Source organism: Actinacidiphila paucisporea, assembly GCF_900142575.1.
In the GTDB taxonomy this organism is placed as follows: domain Bacteria; phylum Actinomycetota; class Actinomycetes; order Streptomycetales; family Streptomycetaceae; genus Actinacidiphila; species Actinacidiphila paucisporea.
In genome coordinates this window covers 279,885-298,651 of the sequence record NZ_FRBI01000006.1, presented here as the reverse complement: position 1 = coordinate 298,651, position 18,767 = coordinate 279,885, and the positions used below count along the sequence as shown (strand labels likewise).

General features: G+C 74.0%; 18 protein-coding genes. 9 read left to right on the top strand and 9 right to left on the bottom strand.

What is annotated here, in order from left to right; all coding sequences use genetic code 11:
- Positions 1-176: 176 nt before the first annotated feature.
- From BUE44_RS12770 to BUE44_RS12755, 4 genes are all read left to right on the top strand, one after another.
- Positions 177-1,211, top strand: a complete 1,035-nt coding sequence (locus BUE44_RS12770) for a C40 family peptidase (RefSeq protein ID WP_073497385.1) — start codon at positions 177-179, stop codon at positions 1,209-1,211.
- 199 nt (positions 1,212-1,410) lie between these two features.
- Complete coding sequence (locus BUE44_RS12765; protein ID WP_073497383.1) at positions 1,411-2,463, top strand: C40 family peptidase; 1,053 nt, start codon at positions 1,411-1,413, stop codon at positions 2,461-2,463.
- A gap of 99 nt (positions 2,464-2,562) precedes the next feature.
- Positions 2,563-3,828, top strand: a complete 1,266-nt coding sequence (locus BUE44_RS12760) for a hypothetical protein (protein ID WP_200804404.1) — start codon at positions 2,563-2,565, stop codon at positions 3,826-3,828.
- Positions 3,829-3,874: 46 nt separating this feature from the next.
- Complete coding sequence (locus tag BUE44_RS12755) at positions 3,875-5,035, top strand: M48 family metalloprotease (RefSeq protein ID WP_073497379.1); 1,161 nt, start codon at positions 3,875-3,877, stop codon at positions 5,033-5,035.
- 29 nt (positions 5,036-5,064) lie between these two features.
- Here the strand turns inward: BUE44_RS12755 and BUE44_RS12750 are convergent, their stop codons facing one another.
- Positions 5,065-6,306 carry a glycosyltransferase 87 family protein gene (locus BUE44_RS12750; protein WP_235002084.1) on the bottom strand — a complete coding sequence of 414 codons (1,242 nt, stop codon included), beginning with the start codon at positions 6,304-6,306 and terminating at the stop codon, positions 5,065-5,067.
- Between the two features lie 83 nt (positions 6,307-6,389).
- Between BUE44_RS12750 and BUE44_RS12745 the strand changes: the two genes are divergently transcribed.
- Positions 6,390-7,520 carry a glycosyltransferase family 4 protein gene (locus BUE44_RS12745; protein ID WP_073497364.1) on the top strand — a complete coding sequence of 377 codons (1,131 nt, stop codon included), beginning with the start codon at positions 6,390-6,392 and terminating at the stop codon, positions 7,518-7,520.
- Positions 7,521-7,555: 35 nt separating this feature from the next.
- Here the strand turns inward: BUE44_RS12745 and BUE44_RS12740 are convergent, their stop codons facing one another.
- From BUE44_RS12740 to BUE44_RS12715, 6 genes are all read right to left on the bottom strand, one after another.
- Complete coding sequence (locus tag BUE44_RS12740) at positions 7,556-8,302, bottom strand: endonuclease/exonuclease/phosphatase family protein (protein ID WP_073497362.1); 747 nt, start codon at positions 8,300-8,302, stop codon at positions 7,556-7,558.
- A gap of 4 nt (positions 8,303-8,306) precedes the next feature.
- On the bottom strand, positions 8,307-9,248 hold the full coding sequence (locus tag BUE44_RS12735) for an ROK family glucokinase (protein WP_073497360.1): 942 nt from the start codon (positions 9,246-9,248) through the stop codon (positions 8,307-8,309).
- A 54-nt stretch (positions 9,249-9,302) separates the two neighbouring features.
- Positions 9,303-9,701 (bottom strand): DUF5304 family protein, encoded by a 399-nt coding sequence (locus BUE44_RS12730; protein ID WP_073497553.1) that lies wholly within the window; start codon positions 9,699-9,701, stop codon positions 9,303-9,305.
- Between the two features lie 204 nt (positions 9,702-9,905).
- Entirely contained in the window at positions 9,906-11,063 is a 1,158-nt protein-coding gene (locus BUE44_RS12725; RefSeq protein WP_073497358.1) for an ArsA family ATPase, read from the bottom strand.
- Complete coding sequence (locus BUE44_RS12720) at positions 11,063-11,545, bottom strand: SRPBCC family protein (RefSeq protein WP_073497356.1); 483 nt, start codon at positions 11,543-11,545, stop codon at positions 11,063-11,065. Before BUE44_RS12720 ends, BUE44_RS12725 begins: the two co-directional genes overlap by 1 nt.
- Before the next feature lie 121 nt (positions 11,546-11,666).
- Positions 11,667-12,428, bottom strand: a complete 762-nt coding sequence (locus BUE44_RS12715) for a metallophosphoesterase family protein (protein WP_073497353.1) — start codon at positions 12,426-12,428, stop codon at positions 11,667-11,669.
- A 232-nt stretch (positions 12,429-12,660) separates the two neighbouring features.
- Between BUE44_RS12715 and BUE44_RS12710 the strand changes: the two genes are divergently transcribed.
- Positions 12,661-14,457, top strand: a complete 1,797-nt coding sequence (locus BUE44_RS12710) for an AMP-dependent synthetase/ligase (RefSeq protein ID WP_073497351.1) — start codon at positions 12,661-12,663, stop codon at positions 14,455-14,457.
- Positions 14,458-14,513: 56 nt separating this feature from the next.
- Here BUE44_RS12710 and BUE44_RS12705 read toward each other — a convergent pair whose 3' ends face one another.
- Together BUE44_RS12705 and BUE44_RS12700 are read right to left on the bottom strand one after the other, a co-directional pair.
- A complete protein-coding gene (locus BUE44_RS12705; RefSeq protein WP_073497349.1) occupies positions 14,514-15,056 on the bottom strand; it encodes a hypothetical protein in 543 nt (180 codons plus the stop codon).
- On the bottom strand, positions 15,049-15,843 hold the full coding sequence (locus BUE44_RS12700) for an alpha/beta hydrolase (RefSeq protein WP_073497346.1): 795 nt from the start codon (positions 15,841-15,843) through the stop codon (positions 15,049-15,051). Before BUE44_RS12700 ends, BUE44_RS12705 begins: the two co-directional genes overlap by 8 nt.
- Before the next feature lie 185 nt (positions 15,844-16,028).
- On the opposite strand from BUE44_RS12700, the gene BUE44_RS12695 reads away from it, so the two are divergent.
- From BUE44_RS12695 to BUE44_RS12685, 3 genes are all read left to right on the top strand, one after another.
- Positions 16,029-16,727 (top strand): lysophospholipid acyltransferase family protein, encoded by a 699-nt coding sequence (locus BUE44_RS12695; protein ID WP_073497551.1) that lies wholly within the window; start codon positions 16,029-16,031, stop codon positions 16,725-16,727.
- A 93-nt stretch (positions 16,728-16,820) separates the two neighbouring features.
- On the top strand, positions 16,821-18,005 hold the full coding sequence (macS, locus tag BUE44_RS12690) for a MacS family sensor histidine kinase (RefSeq protein ID WP_407640022.1): 1,185 nt from the start codon (positions 16,821-16,823) through the stop codon (positions 18,003-18,005).
- Positions 18,002-18,718 carry a response regulator gene (locus BUE44_RS12685; protein WP_073497343.1) on the top strand — a complete coding sequence of 239 codons (717 nt, stop codon included), beginning with the start codon at positions 18,002-18,004 and terminating at the stop codon, positions 18,716-18,718. The genes macS and BUE44_RS12685 overlap by 4 nt, the downstream gene beginning before the upstream one ends.
- Positions 18,719-18,767: the final 49 nt, after the last annotated feature.

Below are 18,767 nucleotides of genomic sequence, written 5' to 3'. Positions count from 1 at the left end.
AAGAAAACGCGAACCGGTCGAGATTTTGCCATCAAGGATTTGAACCGATCACGGAAAGGTCACTAAGGTCAGGGCTCGAACCTCCGCGCAGTCGATCATCCAATCCGGATGGCGCTCGGGGGCCGCCCGCCAGTCGTCAACCGGTAGGCGGCTGAAGGAAGAAGGAGCTCGCCTTCGTGGCGTCCCACCGTCGTCCCAAGCCGGCAAGCCGCACGCGCGTGACCGTGCTCACCGCGACCGCCGCAGCCGCGGTCGCGCTCTCCGCCCAGGCGGCCAACGCCGCCCCGGCGAAGCCCAGCAAGCCCACCTCGGTCAAGGACGCCAAGTCCCAGGTGGACGCGCTCTACACGCAGGCGGAACAGGCCACCGAGAAGTACAACGGGGCCAGCGAGAAGCTCAAGTCCCTGCAGACGGAGGCAGGTACCCTCCAGGGCCAGGTGGCGCGGCAGCAGCAGCACCTCAACACCCTGCGCGACAGCCTCGGCACGATCGCGGCCTCGCAGTACCGCACCGGCGGAATCGACCCGTCGCTCCAGCTCTTCCTGTCCTCCAACCCGGACAGCTATCTCGACCAGGCCACCGCGCTGGACCAGATCAGCTCGCTGCAGAGCACCGCGCTCCAGCAACTCCAGGACGCCAAGCGGACCCTGGACCAGGAGCGCGCCGAGGCGACCGCGAAGCTCACCGAACTCGAAGCGACCCGCACCGAGTTGGGCCAGCGCAAGGCCGAGGCCAACACCAAGCTGGCGCAGGCCCAGAAGATCCTCAACTCGCTGACCGCCGCGCAGCGCCGGCAGATAGCCAACGACGACGCCCGTGCGAGCCGTGACAGCGCCCGCGCGCCGATGGGCGGCACCCCCGCCAGCGGGATCGCCGCAGCCGCTTACGCGGCGGCCCAGGGCCGGGTGGGCAAGCCGTACGTCCGCGGCGGCAACGGCCCCAACTCCTTCGACTGCTCCGGGCTCACCTCCTGGGCCTTCCGCCAGGCCGGGGTGACCATCCCCAGGACCGCGGCCGAGCAGGCCAACGCCGGCACCCACCTGAGCAAGTCGGAGCTCCAGGTCGGCGACCTGGTCATCTTCTACGGCGACCACCACCATGTGGCCTTCTACGCCGGTAACGGCATGGTGCTGCACGCTCCAAAGCCCGGTGCGTACGTGCGCTACGAGGCGATGAGCGACATGCCCTTCCAGTTCGGCGTCCGCATCTGACCACCCGCGCTACGGCCTGTCGCGGCGCGTTCTCCCGCGGCACGGCCCGCGGCACGCGGGAATACGGCGTTCGGGTGGTGCCGGACACCGGCCGGTGACGGTACGGGGCCTGTGACCTGCGGCGCGGTGCCGACCGTTCAGGCGTGCGGGTCACGGCCTCTTTGGCCTGCGGGTGTCCGGCTGGCTACTGTCCGTTGCTGTGGCATCCCATCGACGCTCACCGCAGCCGGGCCTGGCCGTCCGCACCACCCGGGTCACCGTGCTGTCCGCGGCGGCAGCGGCCACCGCGGCACTGGCCGGCGGCGCCGCCCCCGTCGCGGCGGCCGCCCCCTCGCCCGCCGCGGGCCAGGACACCGCGACCCGGCTCGACCGGCTCTACCAGCAGGCCGAGCAGGCCACCGAGAGTTACGACGCCGCCCAGGAACGCGCCCAGCGGCTGCGCGCCGACCTCGCCACGCTCCAGGACCGCGCGGCACAGGGCCAGCAGCGGGTCAACGAACTGCGGGACGAGCTCGGCGCGTTGGCCGCCGAGCAATATCGCGGCGGCGCCCTCGACCCGTCGTTCGCGCTGCTGCTGTCCGACGACCCCGAGGACTCGCTCGACCGCGCCGCGACCCTGGACCGGCTCGGCGCCCGGCAGACCGGCCGGCTGCGCCAACTCCAGGACGCGGAAAGGGCGCTGCAGGCCCAGCGCAGCCAGGCGGCCGGCAAGCTCGCCGAGTTGAACCAGACCACCGCGGACCTCGGCCGCCGCAAGGCCGCGGTGCAGCAGGCGCTGGCCGCCGCCCAACGTGTGCTGCACACCCTGCCCCCCGCCCAGCAGGCCGGCTACGCCCCGGGCACGGCCGACCGTGCCTCCCGCGACCGCGCCGCCCTCCCGGCTCTCCCCGACCTGCCCGCCGCCTCCGGCCGCGCCGCCCTCGCGGTCGCCGCCGCCCGCCAGGTCCTCGGCGCCCCTTACGTCTGGGGCGCCACCGGCCCGCACGCCTTCGACTGCTCGGGCCTGATGCAGTACGCCTACGGCCGCGCCGGTGTGTCCCTGCCCCGCACCTCCCAGGAGCAGATGAACGCCGGCCGCCACGTCCCCCTCGACCAGGCACGCCCCGGCGACCTGATCGTCTACCGCGGCGACGCCGGCCACGTCGCCATGTACGTCGGCGCCGGCCGCGTCATCCACGCCCCCTACCCGGGCGCCAGGGTCCGCTACGACCCGGTGGGCATGATGCCGATCACGGTGGTGACCCGGCCGTAGGGCGGGGACCTCGTCGGGGCGGTGGACCGGGGGCTGCCGCGGGCCGCGAGGTGGGCAGGCCCCGGGCGGCCGCCGGGGACGGGTCGTACGATCGGGCGCATGACCGCGGTGGACCCACGACGCCCGACGGCCGGCGCCGTGACCGCCGTCCTGGCCCTGATCGGGCTGCTCGCCGCGCTCACCGGCTGCGGGGGAGCGCCGCACGGCGCCGGGCGGGCCACCGCCGACCCCGCCGTGCAGCAGCTGCTCGACCGGCGGGCGGCAGCGGTGCGGCTGCACGACCAGCAGGCCTTCCTCGCCGGCGTCGACCCCCAGGCCACCCGCTTCCTGGCCGCCCAGCGGCGGATGTTCGGCAACCTCGCCCAGGTGCCGCTCGCCGACTGGTCCTACCGCCTGGTCCGCACCGACGCCTTCCCGCTGCCGCCCGAGGCCGGCACCGAGGGGACCCGCAGGACGGCCGCGGAGGTCCAGCTGCGCTACCGGCTCAGCGGATACGACGCCGAGCCGGTGGTCTCCACGTCGTATCTGACCCTCACCGAGCGTGCCGGACGCTGGTACGTCGCCGCCGACGACGAAGGGGCCTCCGCCGGGCGGCGCAGCGCCGTACAGCTCTGGGACCAGGGCAAGGTCACGGTGGTGCGCGGGGCGCACAGCCTGGTGCTCGGCCTCGGCGACGCCCGGACGCTGCGCGGCTACGCGGCGGACGCCGACCTGGCGGTGCCACAGGTGCAGCATGCCTGGGGGCGGGCCGGCTGGCCGGGCAGCGTCGTGATCGAGGCGCCGGGCACCCTCGACCAGCTCGGCGCGTTGCTCGCCGCCGACCCCGCCGACTACAAGGGCATCGCCGCCGTCACCACCGGCGAACTGGGCGGCAGCCCCAAGGCCCCCGCCGACCGCGTCCTGGTCAACCCCGCCGCCTTCGGGCAGCTCTCCGCCTTCGGCCGCCAGGTCGTCCTCACCCACGAGACCACCCACGTCGCCACCCGGCTGGCGACCAGCACCCGCACCCCCCTGTGGCTGTCGGAGGGCTTCGCCGACTGGGTCGCCTACCGCGAGTCCGGCCGCCCGGCCCCCGAGATCGCCCCGGAGCTGGCCAAGGACGTCGCCGCGGGCCACGTCCCCGCCGCCCTCCCCGCCGCCGCGGACTTCCGCCCCACCTCCACGGACCTCGCCCAGGCCTACGAGGGCGGCTGGCTCGCCTGCCGCATGATCGCCGACCAGTGGTCGCCGGCGACCCTGACGGCGCTCTACCGCGCCGCCGGCGCCGACGCGGACCTTGACGCGGTGCTGCGGGCCGGACTGCACCTGTCGCTCGCCGACTTCACCTTGCGGTGGCGCGAGTATGTCAAGCAGGAGCTGGGATGAGACGGGCCGGCGCCGAGCGCCACCGACGCGTGCGGGGGGAGTCGCGATGAACGGAACCGAGGTCACCGGGGGAGCGGACGAGGGGGACTTCGACGAGGGGGACTTCACGGCCGAGCACATCGCCCGGTCCCGGGCCCTGCGGCAGGGGGTCTGGCCGGTCGCGCTCGCCGGCCGCGCGGCCGGCCTCGCGCTGGTCCTGGCGCTCGGGCTCACCCCGGCGGGCGCCGGGCTCGTCGCCGCATTCGGCGCTGCGTGGGCCGCCCGGGTCGCCGGCGCCGCCCTCACCCTGGTCCTGCTCCCGCAGCTGCTCTCCCTGCCCTTCGGGGCCCGCACCCGGGCCGTACGGGTCCGCTTCGGCCTGGTGACCCAGGGCTGGGGCGGCTGGGCGCTGGACGTGCTGCGCGGCCTGCTCATCTCGCTGCCGCTGGTCGGCGGTGCCCTCTTCGCCGTCTACGCGCTCGCGGGCGCCACCCGCTGGTGGTGGGCGTGGGCCGCACTCGGCGCGGCGGCCGTCACCGTCGCCCTGTCCTGGGCCGCGCCGGTGCTCTTCGAGCCGCTCTTCAACCGCTTCGCCCCGATGGACCCGGGCCCCCTGCGCGAGGCCCTGCTCGCACTCGCCGCCCGCGACGGAGTCACCGTGCGGGACGTCCTGGTCGCCGACGCGTCGCGGCGCACCACGGCGCTCAACGCGTACGTCTCCGGCTTCGGCCGGACCCGGCGGATCGTCGTCTACGACACGCTGCTGACCACGGCGGAACCGCGCGAGGTCGAGCTGGTCGTCGCCCACGAACTCGGGCACGTGGTGCACCGCGACGTCGCCCGCGGCACGGCGCTCGGCGCGGTGGGCTCCGCCCTGGGGGTGTGCGTGCTGGCCGCGGTCGTCAGTTGGCGTCCGCTGCTCGACCTCGCCGGCGCGGACCGTTTCGCCGACCCGCGCTCGGCGTGGCTCCTCGCCGCCGTCGCCTCGGTCGGCGGGGCGCTCGCCGGGCCCCTCGGCTGCGCCATCAGCCGGCGCGTCGAAGTACGCGCCGACCGCCACGCCCTGCGCCTGACGGGGGATCCGGCCCACTTCATCGCCATGCAGCGCCGGCTCACCGTCACGAACGTGGCCGAGCCGGCCCCGCCCGCCGCCCTCCACCTCCTCTTCGGCACCCACCCGACCCCCGCCCGACGTATCGCACTGGCCCGCGCCCAGGGCCCCGCCTGAGCGCTGCCCCGACCGCACGGCGCGGCACCTCAGGCGCGCGGGGAGCTGCGCTCCCGGCCGGCGCGGGGCGGTAGGGGGGCGGGCGCCGGGACGGGGGCGGCGGCGCGCCGGATATGGCGGCAGGCGACGAGGCAGGCGGCGGCCAGCAGGGCGTTGCGGGTGAGGATGAGGGCGACGCCCAGGAGGTCGCTGCGCACGACGTGGGCGAAGTACACGGGGAATTCCAGGGTCGTCAGCAGCGCCGCGGGCAGCAGCAGGAGGACGGGCAGGCGTACCGCACTCTCCCGCAGGGTGACGCACACCGCCCCGATGCCGACCAGCCAGACGAGATACTGCGGGCTGATCACCCGGCTGGTGGCGGTGAACAGCAGCACCGCGGTGAATCCGGCGTCGTAAGGGGTCGCGGCCGTGAAGACGCGGGCCCGCAGGCGCCACAGGAGCAGCCAGCACAGGGCCAGGACGCTCAGCGCCAGCGACAGCGTGCTGACCAGGTCCACGTAGGGGCCGATGAATTCCACGGAGCCGTAGTGGAGGGCGGTGACGCCGTGCCAGCCGGCGTGCCGGGCGAGGTGGAGGGTGAGGCCGCCGAGGGACTCGACCTCGGTGCCGCGGTCGCGCTGGAAGGCCAGGAAGGAGAAGGCGCCCGGCATGGTGGCGTAGAAGAGCAGGGAGCCGCCGGCGACGGTGGCGCCGGCGGCGAGCCAGGCGCGGCGGGTGGCCCGGCCCGGCGGGGCTCCGATGAGCAGCAGCAGCGGCCAGAGCTTGATGAGCGCGCCGGCTCCGGCGAGCAGGCCGCCGAGGGCGGGACGGCGGCGCATTGCCAGGAGGGCGGCGACGCCGACAGCGGTGGCCATGATGTCGTAGCGGGCGTAGACGATGGGGCCGAGCAGCAGGACGCCGGTCACCCACACCCATGCGCCGTCGAGCCGCCGTGCGCGGCGCGAGGCGTCGTGCAGCAGCGCGGCGAGGACCGCGGCGTCGGCGAGGAAGGCCAGCCAGAAGAAGGCGGCCGGGTAGTCGAGGAAGGGCAGCGCGGCCGGCGCGACCAGGACGGCCGCCGCGCCCGGTGGGTACTGCCAGGCCACGTCGTGCGCGGGGAAGGCGCCGGAGCGCAGCGTCGGATACCAGTTCCGGTAGACCGCGGTCACGTCGTGGACGGCGGCGTGGCCGGGGAAGGGGAGCAGCTGGAAGACGAAGGCCAGCAGCATCGCGCGGCTGAGCGCCCACACGACGACCACCGGCACCGGACCGCTCATGAGCCGATATCTCACCCCTGCATCTTGCGGCCCGCGGCGCCCGGCAGCGGGGAGGGACGCGCGCGGCGGCCCGTGCCGCCGGAGTAATCTCGGCGGCGATGGAAAAGACCCTGATCGTCACCAATGACTTCCCGCCGCGCCAGGGCGGTATCCAGTCCTTCGTGCACAGCATGGCGCTGCGCCTCGATCCGGAGCGGGTCGTCGTCTACGCCTCGACGTGGAAGGACGCCGCGGCGGTCGCGCGGTTCGACGCCGAGCAGCCCTTCCCGGTGGTCAGGGACCGTTCGACGATGCTGCTGCCGACGGCGAGGGTGACGCGGACCGCGGTGCGGCTGCTGCGGCAGCACGGCTGCTCGTCGGTGTGGTTCGGGGCGGCGGCCCCGCTGGGCCTGATGGCCCCGGCGCTGCGCAAGGCGGGCGCGCTGCGGCTGGTGGGCACCACGCACGGCCACGAGGCGGCCTGGGCGCAACTGCCCGCGAGCCGCCAGCTGCTGCGCAGGATAGGTGAGGGCACCGACACCCTCACCTATCTGGGGGAGTACACCCGCTCCCGTATCGCCTCGGCGCTGACCGCGCGGGCGGCCGAGCGGATGGTCCAACTGCCGCCGGGCGTCGACGAGAAGACCTTCCACCCGGGGTCGGGCGGTGCGGTCGTACGGGCCAGGCTGGGACTCGCGGACCGCCCGGTCGTGGTGTGCGTGTCGCGGCTGGTGCCGCGCAAGGGCCAGGACACGCTCATCCTGGCGATGCCGCGGATCCTGCGCGAGAAGCCGGACACGGCGCTGCTGATCGTCGGCGGCGGACCGTACCGCGCCGAACTGGAGGCGCTCGCCGCGCGCACCGGCGTCGCCGGCGCCGTCCGCTTCACCGGGCCGGTGCCGGGGGACGAACTGCCCGCGCACTTCGGGGCCGGCGACGTCTTCGCGATGCCGTGCAGGACCCGGCGCGGCGGCCTGGACGTGGAAGGCCTCGGCATCGTCTACCTGGAGGCCTCGGCCACCGGGCTGCCGGTCGTCGCGGGCGACTCGGGCGGCGCCCCCGACGCGGTGCTGGACGGCGAGACCGGCTGGGTGGTGCGCGGCGGTTCGCCCGAGCAGTCCGCGGAGCGCATCCTGACCCTGCTGCGGGACGCCGACCTGCGCCGCCGGATGGGCGAGCGCGGGCGGGCGTGGGTGGAGGAGGCCTGGCGCTGGGACCTGCTGGCCCAGCGGCTGCGCGACCTGCTCTGAGCCGGGAGGCGCCCGCCCCCGTGGGGGCGGGCGCCTCAGGCCTTGGGGATACGCAGCGCGGCCAGCACCGGCAGGTGGTCGGTGGCCGCGTGCAGGTCGGCCCCGGTGACGCCGGGGACCGACGCGGGCACCCCGCAGCCCAGCACCTCGATCGGCTTGGTCGTGAGGACCGCGTCGATCCGCTGGAAGGGCGCCCGCATGTTGGTGACCTCGCCGCCCCACGGGGCGACGGCGAAGCCGTCCTGGAGGTGGGCGGCGATACGGGCGAAGCCGGGGTGGTCGGGCGGCTCGTTGAAGTCGCCGCCGACCACCACGTTCGCCTCGCCCATCGCGGCCACCCGGTCCAGCAGCAGCCCGGCCTGGTCGTAGCGCTCGGCCGGGCTGAGGCTGAGATGGGTGCTGATCACGCCGAGCCTGGCACCGCCGATCCGCAGCACGGCGGTGGCGAACCCCCGCTGGTGCAGCGGCGGGTGGTGCGGCAGCAGGACGTCCTCGGTGCGCTCCACATGGGCCCGCAGCGAGGACAGGATCATCGGTCCCGCCGCGGTGGCGCCACCGGTCACATGGACCAGACCGGTGGCATTGGCGAGGCGGGCCGCGGCCTTGCGCCAGCGGAAGAACCGCGGAGCCTCCTGGATCAGGACGAGGTCGGGGGCGCAGGCCCGGATGACCCGGGCCAGCGCCGCCGTGTCGTCCCGCATCGAGCGGATGTTGTAGCTGAGCACGCGGACGACCGCCGAGGACGGCTCGGTGCTGGAACCCGGCAGATCCTCCACGGTCATCGCCTCAGCCCTGTCGTGCCAGGTCGGCGGCCCCGACCAGCCCTGCCTTGCCGCCGAGTTGGGCGGCGAGGACCTGGGCGTGCGGACGCCACTCCCCGCCGATCAGCCAGCGCCGGAAGGACTTGCGGATCGGGTCGAGGACCAGTTCGCCCTCGTCGGCCACACCGCCGCCGACGATGAAGGCGGACGGGTCGAAGAGCGACGCCAGGTCGGCGAGGCCCGCACCGGCCCAGCGGGCCAGCTCGCGGAAGGAGTCGACGGCGACCGGGTCGCCCTGCCGGGCGGCGGCGCTGATGTGCCGGCCCTCGATACCCTCCACGGACCCGTCGCCCAGCGCGAGCAGGGTCTCGGCGTTCTCCGGGGTGGCGTTGGCCCGCTGCTTGGCGTAGCGGACCAGGGCGCGCCCGGAGGCGTACTGCTCCCAGCAGCCCTGGCTGCCGCAGCCGCACAGCAGACCGTCGGGCACCACCCGGATGTGGCCGAACTCGGCCGCGACGCCGAACCTGCCGCGGCGCAGCTTGTTGCCGATGATGATGCCGCCGCCCAGGCCGGTGCCGAGTGTGATGCAGATCACGTCGGAATGGCCCTGTCCGGCGCCGAAGCGGTACTCGCCCCACGCCGCCGCGTTGGCGTCGTTCTCCACGACGACGGGGAGACCGACGCGCTGCTCGACCTTGTCCTTCAGTGCCTCGTGCCGCCAGTTGATGTTGGGCGCGAACAGCACGGTGGCACGCTTGTCGTCGACGTAGCCGGCGGCGCCGATGCCGACGGCCTCGATCGTGTGACCGGCGCTGACCTGGCGCACCGCCTCCACGATCGCGTCCACGATGCCTTCGGGAGTCGGCGGCGTCGGCACCTTGACGGTCTCAAGAATCGAGCCTTCCTCGTCGACCACGCCGGCCGCGATTTTGGTGCCGCCGATGTCGACGCCGATGGTGAGTCCCATGTGTCCCTCAGTTTTCGGTCGATCCCCGCTAAGAGAACCGTACCGGAGAGGGGGTCAGTCGAGGTCGATGTGTTCAGCGGTTGAACGCGAGGAGGCCCCGCCGGAGGTCCAGCGGGATTCCGCTCCCGCCACCGCGGACCGGTATGCCGCCAGCAATTCGGCCCCCGCGGCCGTCAGATGATCGAATACGTCGGGATTCCGCTCCTTGATGGGTTCGACAACAGAACGCACCTGGGACAGGACGCCTTGCGCGGCGAGCTGCACCGCCGGGTTGCGCAGCGCGGCCAGCCGGTCACCGACCGCGTCGCCGACCGCCTCCGCGAAACGCCGCAGCTCCTCGGCGGCGCCGGGCTGGCCCGCCTGCTCGCGCCGCCTGGCATGCTCGGCCGCGATGTCCTCGGCGCTGGCCTTGGCCCACGCGTCGGCGTCCGGACGGTCGGTGGCTTCGCTCATGATCGGCTCCAAACGGGCGCGGTGGTCGGATGCGCGCGGATCCTCTGGCTGTCGGTCGTCGTGCTCCCCCCTGCTTTCGGCGGGAGGAGCACCCCAGCCCCGGCGGACGGCCTCGTACGTCGGTACGTCGGCCGGTCACCGCGGCAGCTCGGGCGTCAGCCCTCGACTCCCGACGGTACCCGAAGCGGGCCCGGGACCGGCCGGTCAGCGCGGCCAGAGTCCGGGATCGGGGGTGAACCGCACCCGCAGCGCCCCGTCGCGCAGCGCGGCCCCCTCCACGGTGCAGCGCCGCAGCGCCGACGGCAAGGGCAGGATCCGCCGGAAACCCCCGGCGTCCACGACCAGTTCGTCGCCGCGCCGCACCAGGTCCAGACCGTCCTTGGTCGCCCCCGGCAGCGGCAGCGACCACACGAAGTGGCCCTCGTCGCGCAGGCGGTCCTCCACGGTCCAGGGCTCGCCGCCGGCCGCGGGAGCGGCCTCGTACGGCACGGCGAGCGCTTCCTCGGGGCCCTGCGGCTCGCGTCCCAGGTGCGGGAGTTCGTACAGGGGGACGCCGTCGGCGGCGCAGACCTCGGCCAGCGCCTTGAGGTGGGTCTGCTGGGTGCCGGACAGGGCGGCGAGGAAGGGGTCGGCCGCGTCCGCCGGCAGCAGCCGGTTGGCGACGACCGACGCCGGGCCCAGCCCGTGCAGCGCCAGGCCGGTGCGCGCGGTGCGGACGACGTCCGCGGCGCGCGCCCCCGGTTCCACCACGACCGTCACCGACGTGCCCGGGTGCTCGACGACCGCCTGGACGGCGGCCAGTTCGCGGTCCGCGCGGGCGGCGGCCTCGTACGCCCACTCGGTGGGCATCGGCACCCCGGCCAGCTGGGCCAGCACGGGCCGCAGCGCGCGGGCCGCCTGCCGGTCCTCGGGCAGCAACCGGGCCAGGTAGCGCCGCAGTTGCCCCGGCAGCGCCAGCAGCCCCACCGCCTCGCGCACCGGCGGCAGGTCGACGACGGCCAGCTCCCACGTACCGTCGTGGGCCGCGCGCACCGCCCGCAGCAGGGCCAGCGCCTCCGCGCCGGGCAGCGGCGTCAGCTCCTCCGGGTCCAGCGGCGCCGCCCCGAGCAGCGCGAGCAGGGTGCCGCCCCGGCTCTGCAGGTCGAGCAGCGCGTCCTGGAAGGCGGCGCCGGGGTCGATCGAGGCGACGCCGAGCCCGGGGACGGCGCCGGACAGCGCCGCGGCGGCCTCCGTGTCGTAGGTCAGCAGCAGGGTGCGGGTGCCGGCCCTGGCGGCCGCGGCGGCCGTGGCGACGGCGACCGTGGTGCGGCCCGCGCCGCCGGCGCCGGTGATCAGGACAGTGCGCGCCGGAGCCGCCGGCATCAGCTCGCGGTCTCGGCGTCGGTCGCGCCCGCGGCTTCCTCGGGCGCGGCCTCGACCCGCTTCTTCAACCCGGCGAGCGCCCGGTCGATGATGACCTTCTCGGCCTTGCGCTTGATCATGCCGAGCATCGGGATCTTGACGTCCACGGTGAGCTGGTAGGTGACCTCGGTACGCCGGCCGCCGTCCAGCGCGGCGAGCGCGTAGGAGCCGTCGAGGGTGCGCAGCATCTGCGACCTGACCAGCGACCAGCGCACCTCGTCCGAGCTGATCCAGGTGTACGCCAGGGTGTGGTCGTCCTTGATCGCGCCGGCGTCGAGCAGCAGCCGCACCTGCTGGGCGCGGCCCTCCCCGTCGCGGGAGAGGACCTCCGCCTCCTTGACCTCGCCGGTCCACTCCGGGTAGCGGTCGAAGTCGGCGATGACGCCCATGACGGCGGCCGGGGCCGCGTCGATCGTGATGCTCGACCGTGTGTGTTCCGCCATCGCCGTGGCCTCCGGGCTACTGGTGCAGGATGCTGCGTGAAGATGCTGAGGAGTGTGCTGAGAGGCTATCGCGCCCAGGTGGCGGGGCCGGCACCACGCGGGGCGCGGTTCGCCTCGTGCCTCACCACTCCAATACCCACGGGGTGCGGGTGTGGTTGAAGTGGCCGACGTTGACGCATTCGGTGCGGCCGACGCGGGTGCGGGCCACCAGCGGCTGGTGGACGTGGCCGAAGAGGGCGTACTTCGGCTGGACGTCGCGGACCGCGTCGAGCAGCGCCTGGCTGCCGCGTTCGAAGCGGCGGGCGGTGGTGTCGTAGCACAGCTCCGGAATGGCCGGCGGGATGTGCGAGCACAGCACGTCGACCGGGCCGAGGGCGGCGACCTTGGCCGCGTACTCCTCCTCGCCGACCTCGTACGGCGTACGCATCGCGGTGCGCAGGCCGCCGCCGACGAAGCCGAAGACCCGGCCGCCGATCTCCGCGGTGGCGCCGTCCAGCACGGTGGTGCCCGGGCCGGCGTACTCGGGCCACAGGTCGGGGATGTCGACGTTGCCGTAGGTGGCGTAGGTCGGGTTCGGGAAGGCGGCGAAGAGCTCGGCGTACTGCTTGCGCACCGCGGTCTCGATCGCGTCGTGCCGGTCGATGCCCGACCACAGCCGGGCGTCGAGCCTGCGGGCGTCCTCGAAGCGGCGGGCGGTGCGCAGTTCGACCATCCGGTCGGCGTTCTCGACGCCGAAGAGGTCGGGGAAGATGCCCCGGGAGTGGTCGGCGTAGTCAAGGAAGAGCACCAGGTCGCCCAGGCAGACCAGCGCGTCCGCGCCCTGGCCGGCCCGGGCCAGCGCCTCGGCCGCACCATGGACGTCACTCACCACATGCACCCGCATGCATGCCACTTTATAGCGCCGGGCACGGGCCGCCCCGCTTGCGGGGCACCTGCGGATCGGCGGGGCACTGGTCTAGTCTTCCGGGCATCGGTGCCCCCGTCCCACACGGTGTGTGATGCTTAAAACATCTTGTCGTGCCCCCCTATCGCCGGAGCTTTACCGATGGGTAACGTCCAGCCCGTCCATCACCTTCCCTCCGGGTGCGCCGTGGCACCGATGAGGAGCAGTCGCCTTGCGTGAGTTCAGCCTTCCGGCCCTGTACGAGGTCCCCGCCGACGGCAACCTGACGGACCTGATCCGCCGCAACGCCGCCCAGCACCCGGACACCGCCGTCATCGGCCGCAAGGATTCCGCCGGCCACTGGCAGGACGTCACCGCGACCCGCTTCCTCGCCGAGGTGCGGGCCGCCGCCCGCGGGCTGATCGCCGAGGGCGTGCAGCCCGGCGACCGCGTCGCCCTGATGTCCAGGACCCGCTACGAGTGGACGCTGCTCGACTTCGCCGTCTGGTGCGCCGGCGCGGTCACCGTGCCGGTCTACGAGACGTCGTCGGCCTCCCAGCTCGAATGGATCCTCGCCGACTCCGGCGCCGTCGCCGTGGTCGTGGAGTCCGACCCGCACGAGCGGGCGGTGGAGTCCGTACGCGAGCGGCTGCCGCAGCTCAAGCACGTCTGGCGGATCGACACCGGCGCGGTCGACGCGCTGGTCGCCGCCGGCGGCGACATCTCCGACGCGGTGCTCGACGAGCGCGGCGGCGCCGCGAACGCCGACTCGCCCGCGACCATCGTCTACACCTCGGGCACCACCGGCCGTCCCAAGGGCTGCGTGCTCAGCCACCGCAGCTTCTTCGCCGAGTGCGGCAACGTCCTGGAACGCCTCGCCCCGCTCTTCCGCACCGGCGACTCCTCGGTGCTGCTCTTCCTGCCGCTGGCCCACGTCTTCGGCCGGCTGATCGAGGTCGCCGCGGTGATGGCGCCGGTCAGGCTCGGCCACGTACCCGACATCAAGCACCTCACCGACGACCTCCAGGGCTTCAGGCCCACCCTGATCCTCGGCGTGCCGCGGGTCTTCGAGAAGGTCTACAACACCGCGCGCGCCACCGCCCAGGCCGGCGGCAAGGGCAAGGTCTTCGACAAGGCCGCGGCCACCGCGATCGACTACAGCCGCGCCCTGGACACCCCCGGCGGCCCCTCGGTCCGGCTGCGCCTGACCCACAAGGTCTTCGACCGGCTCGTCTACGCCAAGCTGCGGGCGGTGCTCGGCGGCAGGGCCACCCACGCCGTCTCCGGCGGCGCCCCGCTCGGCGAGCGCCTCGGCCACTTCTACCGCGGCATCGGCTTCACCGTCCTGGAGGGCTACGGCCTGACCGAGTCGTGTGCGGCCACCGCCTTCAACCCGTGGGACCGCACCAAGATCGGCACCGTCGGCCAGCCGCTGCCCGGCTCCACGGTCCGCATCGCCGACGACGGCGAGGTGCTGCTGTACGGCGAGCACCTCTTCACCGGCTACTGGAACAACGAGGCGGCCACCGCCGAGGCCATGGCCGACGGCTGGTTCCACACCGGTGACATCGGCGCGCTGGACGAGGACGGCTACCTGACCATCACCGGCCGCAAGAAGGAGATCCTCGTCACCGCCGGCGGCAAGAACGTCGCGCCCGCGGTGATCGAGGACCGGATCAGGGCCGACGCGCTGGTCGCCGAGTGCATGGTCGTCGGCGACGCCCGGCCCTTCGTGGCCGCGCTGATCACCCTGGACGAGGAATTCCTGCCCCAGTGGGCCGCCCAGCACGGCAAGACGGGCGGCACGGTCGCCCAACTGGCCGCCGACCCCGACCTGCTGGCCGCGGTCCAGCACGCGGTGGACGAGGGCAACGCGGCGGTCTCGCAGGCCGAGTCGGTCCGCAAATTCCGTATCCTGCCGGGGCAGTTCACCGAGGAGTCCGGGCACCTGACGCCGTCGCTGAAGCTCAAGCGCAACGTGGTGCTCGCCGACTACGCGGCCGACGTCGAGGCGCTCTACACCCGCTGAGCCGCCCGGTCCCGTCGCGCCGGGCGGTCCTGCCGGGCCGGCCGCCGCGGCGCCCGTCAGACGACGGCGCCGCGGCCGGGATCGTCGTCGTCGTCCTCGTCGCCGGTGCGCATCCGCGCCACGAGCGTGGCGAAGCCGCCGAGGAAGCCGCCCACCCCCACCGTGATCGCCCACCAGGTCAGCTCGACCTGGGCCAGCACGAACGCGAGCAGCAGCAGCGGCCCGCCGAGCACCGCGATCCAGGCGAACTTCGTCGTCACGTCGGCGTCCGGCAGCGGCGGCGGCTCGGGCGGCACGAAATGCGCGTCCTCGTCGTCCTCGGCCGGCTCGTAGTCCCGCGGACCCCTGATCACCGGGTGGATCACGATGGTGCGGTCCGCCGGCGGCGGCGCCGTGCTCACCGCCGCGGGATCGGTCGGGTCCGGATCGGCCGGCGGCAACGGGACGTTCTCCGCCTCCGGCCAGGCCGCGGCCGTACCCGGCTCCGGGGCGTCGTCGTAGCCGGCGATCAGCGCGGCCCAGGCCGCCTCCTCGTCCAGCGGCGGGCGGGGCGGCTCGTCCTCGCTCGGCGCGGTGCCCTCGTCCTCGCGGTCAGCCACCGGCCGTCCCCTCCTTCACCGCGTCGCCCACCGTGCCCCCACCGGCAGACAGCCGCTCGATGAAGGCATACGACTCCGCGAAGATCCGCTCCGCGTCATGGTCGAGCGTCGCCACGTGGAAGCTGCGCTCCAGCACCTTCTCGGTGACGTCCGTGGACGACACCGAGGCGAGCACCACGGCCGAGTTCGACGGGTGCACCACATGGTCGACCCGGCTGTGCAGCAGCAGCAGCGGCTGCGTGACCTGCGGCAGCGCCGATCTGACCAGCTGCCACAGGCGGGTCAGCGAATGCACCGCGCGCAGCGGCGTGCGGTCGTAGCCGATCTCGGCGCCGCCGTCCATGGCGATGTCGCTGGCGATGCCCTTCACCGACGGCACCACCTTGCTCAGCGCGGCTACCGCCTTCAGCTTCGGGCTGTCGGCCTTCACCGACGGGTTGACCAGGACCAGGCCGCTGATCTCGGCGCCGTGCCTGGCCGCCAGCCGCAGCGCGAGCGTGCCGCCCATCGACAGGCCGCCCACGAAGACCTGCGAGCAGCGCCCCGCCAGCTCACCCAGGGCCCGGTCCACCTCGGCGTACCAGTCCTGCCAGCCGGTCACCTGCATGTCCTGCCAGCGGGTGCCGTGTCCCGGCAGCAGCGGTACGGACACGGTCAGTCCGCGCTCCGCCAGGTACTCGCCCCAGGGGCGCATGGACTGCGGGGAACCGGTGAATCCGTGACAGAGCAGCACGCCGATCTCGCCGCCGTCATGGCGGTACGGCTCGGCTCCGGGCATGAGCGGCACCGTGGGTCTCCTGTTCGAGGGCGTGGACTCGCCTGCGCGGGTACACGAGGTACACGGAGGTCGGACGTTCAGCGTACGCGGCCGCGATACCAAGCGGTAAGCCCCATCGGAACCAGCCGGAGCCGCCCGCTGGCGTTAAGGTCTGTGCGTCGGCTACAGGAGGTCCGAGGTTGTTCTACGGCGCGATGAAGATCGCCATCGGCTCGCCCCTCAAGGCGGCCTTCCGACCCTGGGTCGAAGGCCTCGAGCACATTCCGGACGACGGTCCCGCGATCCTCGCGAGCAACCACCTGTCGTTCTCGGACTCCTTCTTCCTGCCCGCGGTGCTCGACCGGAAGGTCACCTTCATCGCGAAGGAGGAATATTTCACCTCACCGGGTGTCAAGGGAAAGCTGACCGCCGCCTTCTTCAAGGGCGTCGGCCAGCTCCCCGTCGACCGGTCCGGCGCCCGCGGCGCCGGGGAGGCCGCGGTCAAGAGCGGGGTCGCCGTGCTGGCGCGCGGCGAGCTGTTCGGGATCTACCCCGAGGGCACCCGCTCGCCCGACGGCCGCCTCTACCGGGGCAAGCCGGGCGGCCTGGCCCGGGTCGCCCTCGCCAGCAAGGCGCCGGTGATCCCGGTGGCGATGATCGACACCGAGAAGGTGCAGCCGGTGGGGAAGGTCGTGCCGAAGTTCTCGGTCCGACCCGGCATCAGGATCGGCAAGCCGCTGGACTTCTCCCGCTACGACGGCATGGAGGGCGACCGCTTCATCCTGCGCTCGATCACCGACGAGGTCATGTACGAGATCATGAAGCTCTCCGGCCAGGAGTACGTGGACATCTACGCCACCGCCGCCAAGCGCGCCCTGGCCGAGGCGGCCAAGGCCGCCGCCCAGCCCGAGTAACGCTTTTCGCGGCAGGGGCGCCGCCCTTGGGGGCGGCCCCCTGCCGCGGGGTGCGGGCTAGGCTTGGCGGCCTGGCAGGGGGAGGGGGCGCGGATGGGCATGTCCGTGGAGCAGCCGCTGTGGCGGGCACTGGTGGCGTACCGCGTCCTGACGGCCGGTTACGCGGTCGCGCTGTACTGCTTCTCGTACGACGACAGGCGGCACCCCCTGCTCGGCGGCGCCTATGTCGCGGTGCTGGCGGTGTGGACGCTCGCCACGCTCGGGCGGGTGATGTCGGCCCGGCGGTGCACCGTGCGGTTCCTCACCGCCGACCTGACGCTGGCGCTCACCGGCATCCTGCTGACGGCGGTCGTGGACACCCAGGCGCGGATCGACTCGGGGTCCTTCACGCTGCCGTCCATCTGGACGGCCGGGTCGGTGCTGGCGTTCGCGATCAAGGGCGGCTGGCGGTGGGCCGCCGTCGCCTCCTCGCTGGTGGCCGCCGCCGACCTGATCGAGCGGCGCAGCGCGGCCCGCGACACCCTGCACAACGTGCTGCTGATCTGGGTGGCGAGCATGGGCATCGGCTACGTGGTCGAGGTCGCCAGGATGAGCGAGCGCACCCTGGCCCGGGCGCTGCAGATCGAGGCCGCCACCCGGGAGCGGGAACGGCTGGCCAGGGACATCCACGACGGCGTGCTCCAGGTGCTGGCGATGGTCCAGCGGCGCGGCAACCAGGCCGGCGGCGAGGCCGCGGAGCTGGGCCGGATGGCCGGTGAGCAGGAGGCCGCGCTGCGCACCCTGGTCAGCGGCGCCCCCATCCCGGCGCCGAGCGCCGCGGACGGCGCCCCGCCGGGGCCGCACGACCTGCGCACGCTGCTCGCGCCGTACGCGTCGTCCCGGGTGACGCTGTCCGCGCCCGGCACCCCCGTGCTGCTCGACCCGGCGGCCGCCGCCCAGCTGTCCGCCGCGGTGGCGGCCGCGCTGGACAACGTACGGCGGCACGCCGGTGAGCGGGCGCACGCCTGGATCCTGGTCGAGGACGAACCGGACGCGGTGCTGGTGACCGTACGGGACGACGGCCCCGGCATCCCCGAGGGCCGGCTGGCCGCCGCGGCGGACGAGGGGCGGCTCGGGGTGGCCCAGTCGATCCGCGGCCGGCTGCGGGACCTCGGCGGGACAGCGGTGCTGCTCTCGCTGCCGGGGCAGGGCACGGAGGTCGAGCTGCGGCTGCCCAGGGCCGCGCTCGTACAGGACGCGGCGGCACCGGCCGCCGCCAACGCAGGAGGTACCGCATGACGGTCGGCGACGACCACGGCGACCGCCCGGCGGTCACGGTGATGGTGGTGGACGACCACCCGATGTGGCGCGAGGCGGTCGCCCGCGACCTGGCCGAGGCCGGCTTCACGGTGGTGGCGACCGCGGGCGACGGCCCCGAGGCGATCCGCCGTGCCAAGGCCGCCCGCCCGCAGGTGCTGGTGCTCGACCTCAACCTGCCCGGCGCGTCAGGGGTGCGGGTCTGCAAGGAGGTCGTGGCGGGCGACCCCGCGATGCGGGTCCTGGTGCTGTCCGCGAGCGGCGAGCACACCGACGTACTGGAAGCGGTCAAATCCGGGGCGACCGGCTACCTGCTGAAGTCCGCGGGCCGCGAGGAGCTGGTCGACGCGGTTCGCAGGACCGCGGTGGGCGACCCGGTCTTCACTCCGGGCCTGGCGGGGCTGGTGCTCGGCGAGTACCGCCGGCTGGCGACCGTGCCGCCGCCGGCCGCCCCGGGCGGCGCTGCCGCGCCCCGGCTGACCGAGCGGGAGACCGAGGTGCTGCGGCTGGTCGCGAAGGGGCTGAGCTACAAGCAGATCGCCCAGCGCCTGGTCATATCGCACCGGACCGTGCAGAACCACGTGCAGAACACCCTCGGCAAACTCCAGCTGCACAATCGCGTCGAGCTTGTCCGATACGCGATCGAAGCCGGTCTGGACGACGGCCCGCAGGCTCGCAAGGACGGCGCCATGTGACCCAAGTCACGCTAGCTTGGCGGAGGTTGTCACATCCGGCACAGCTGGC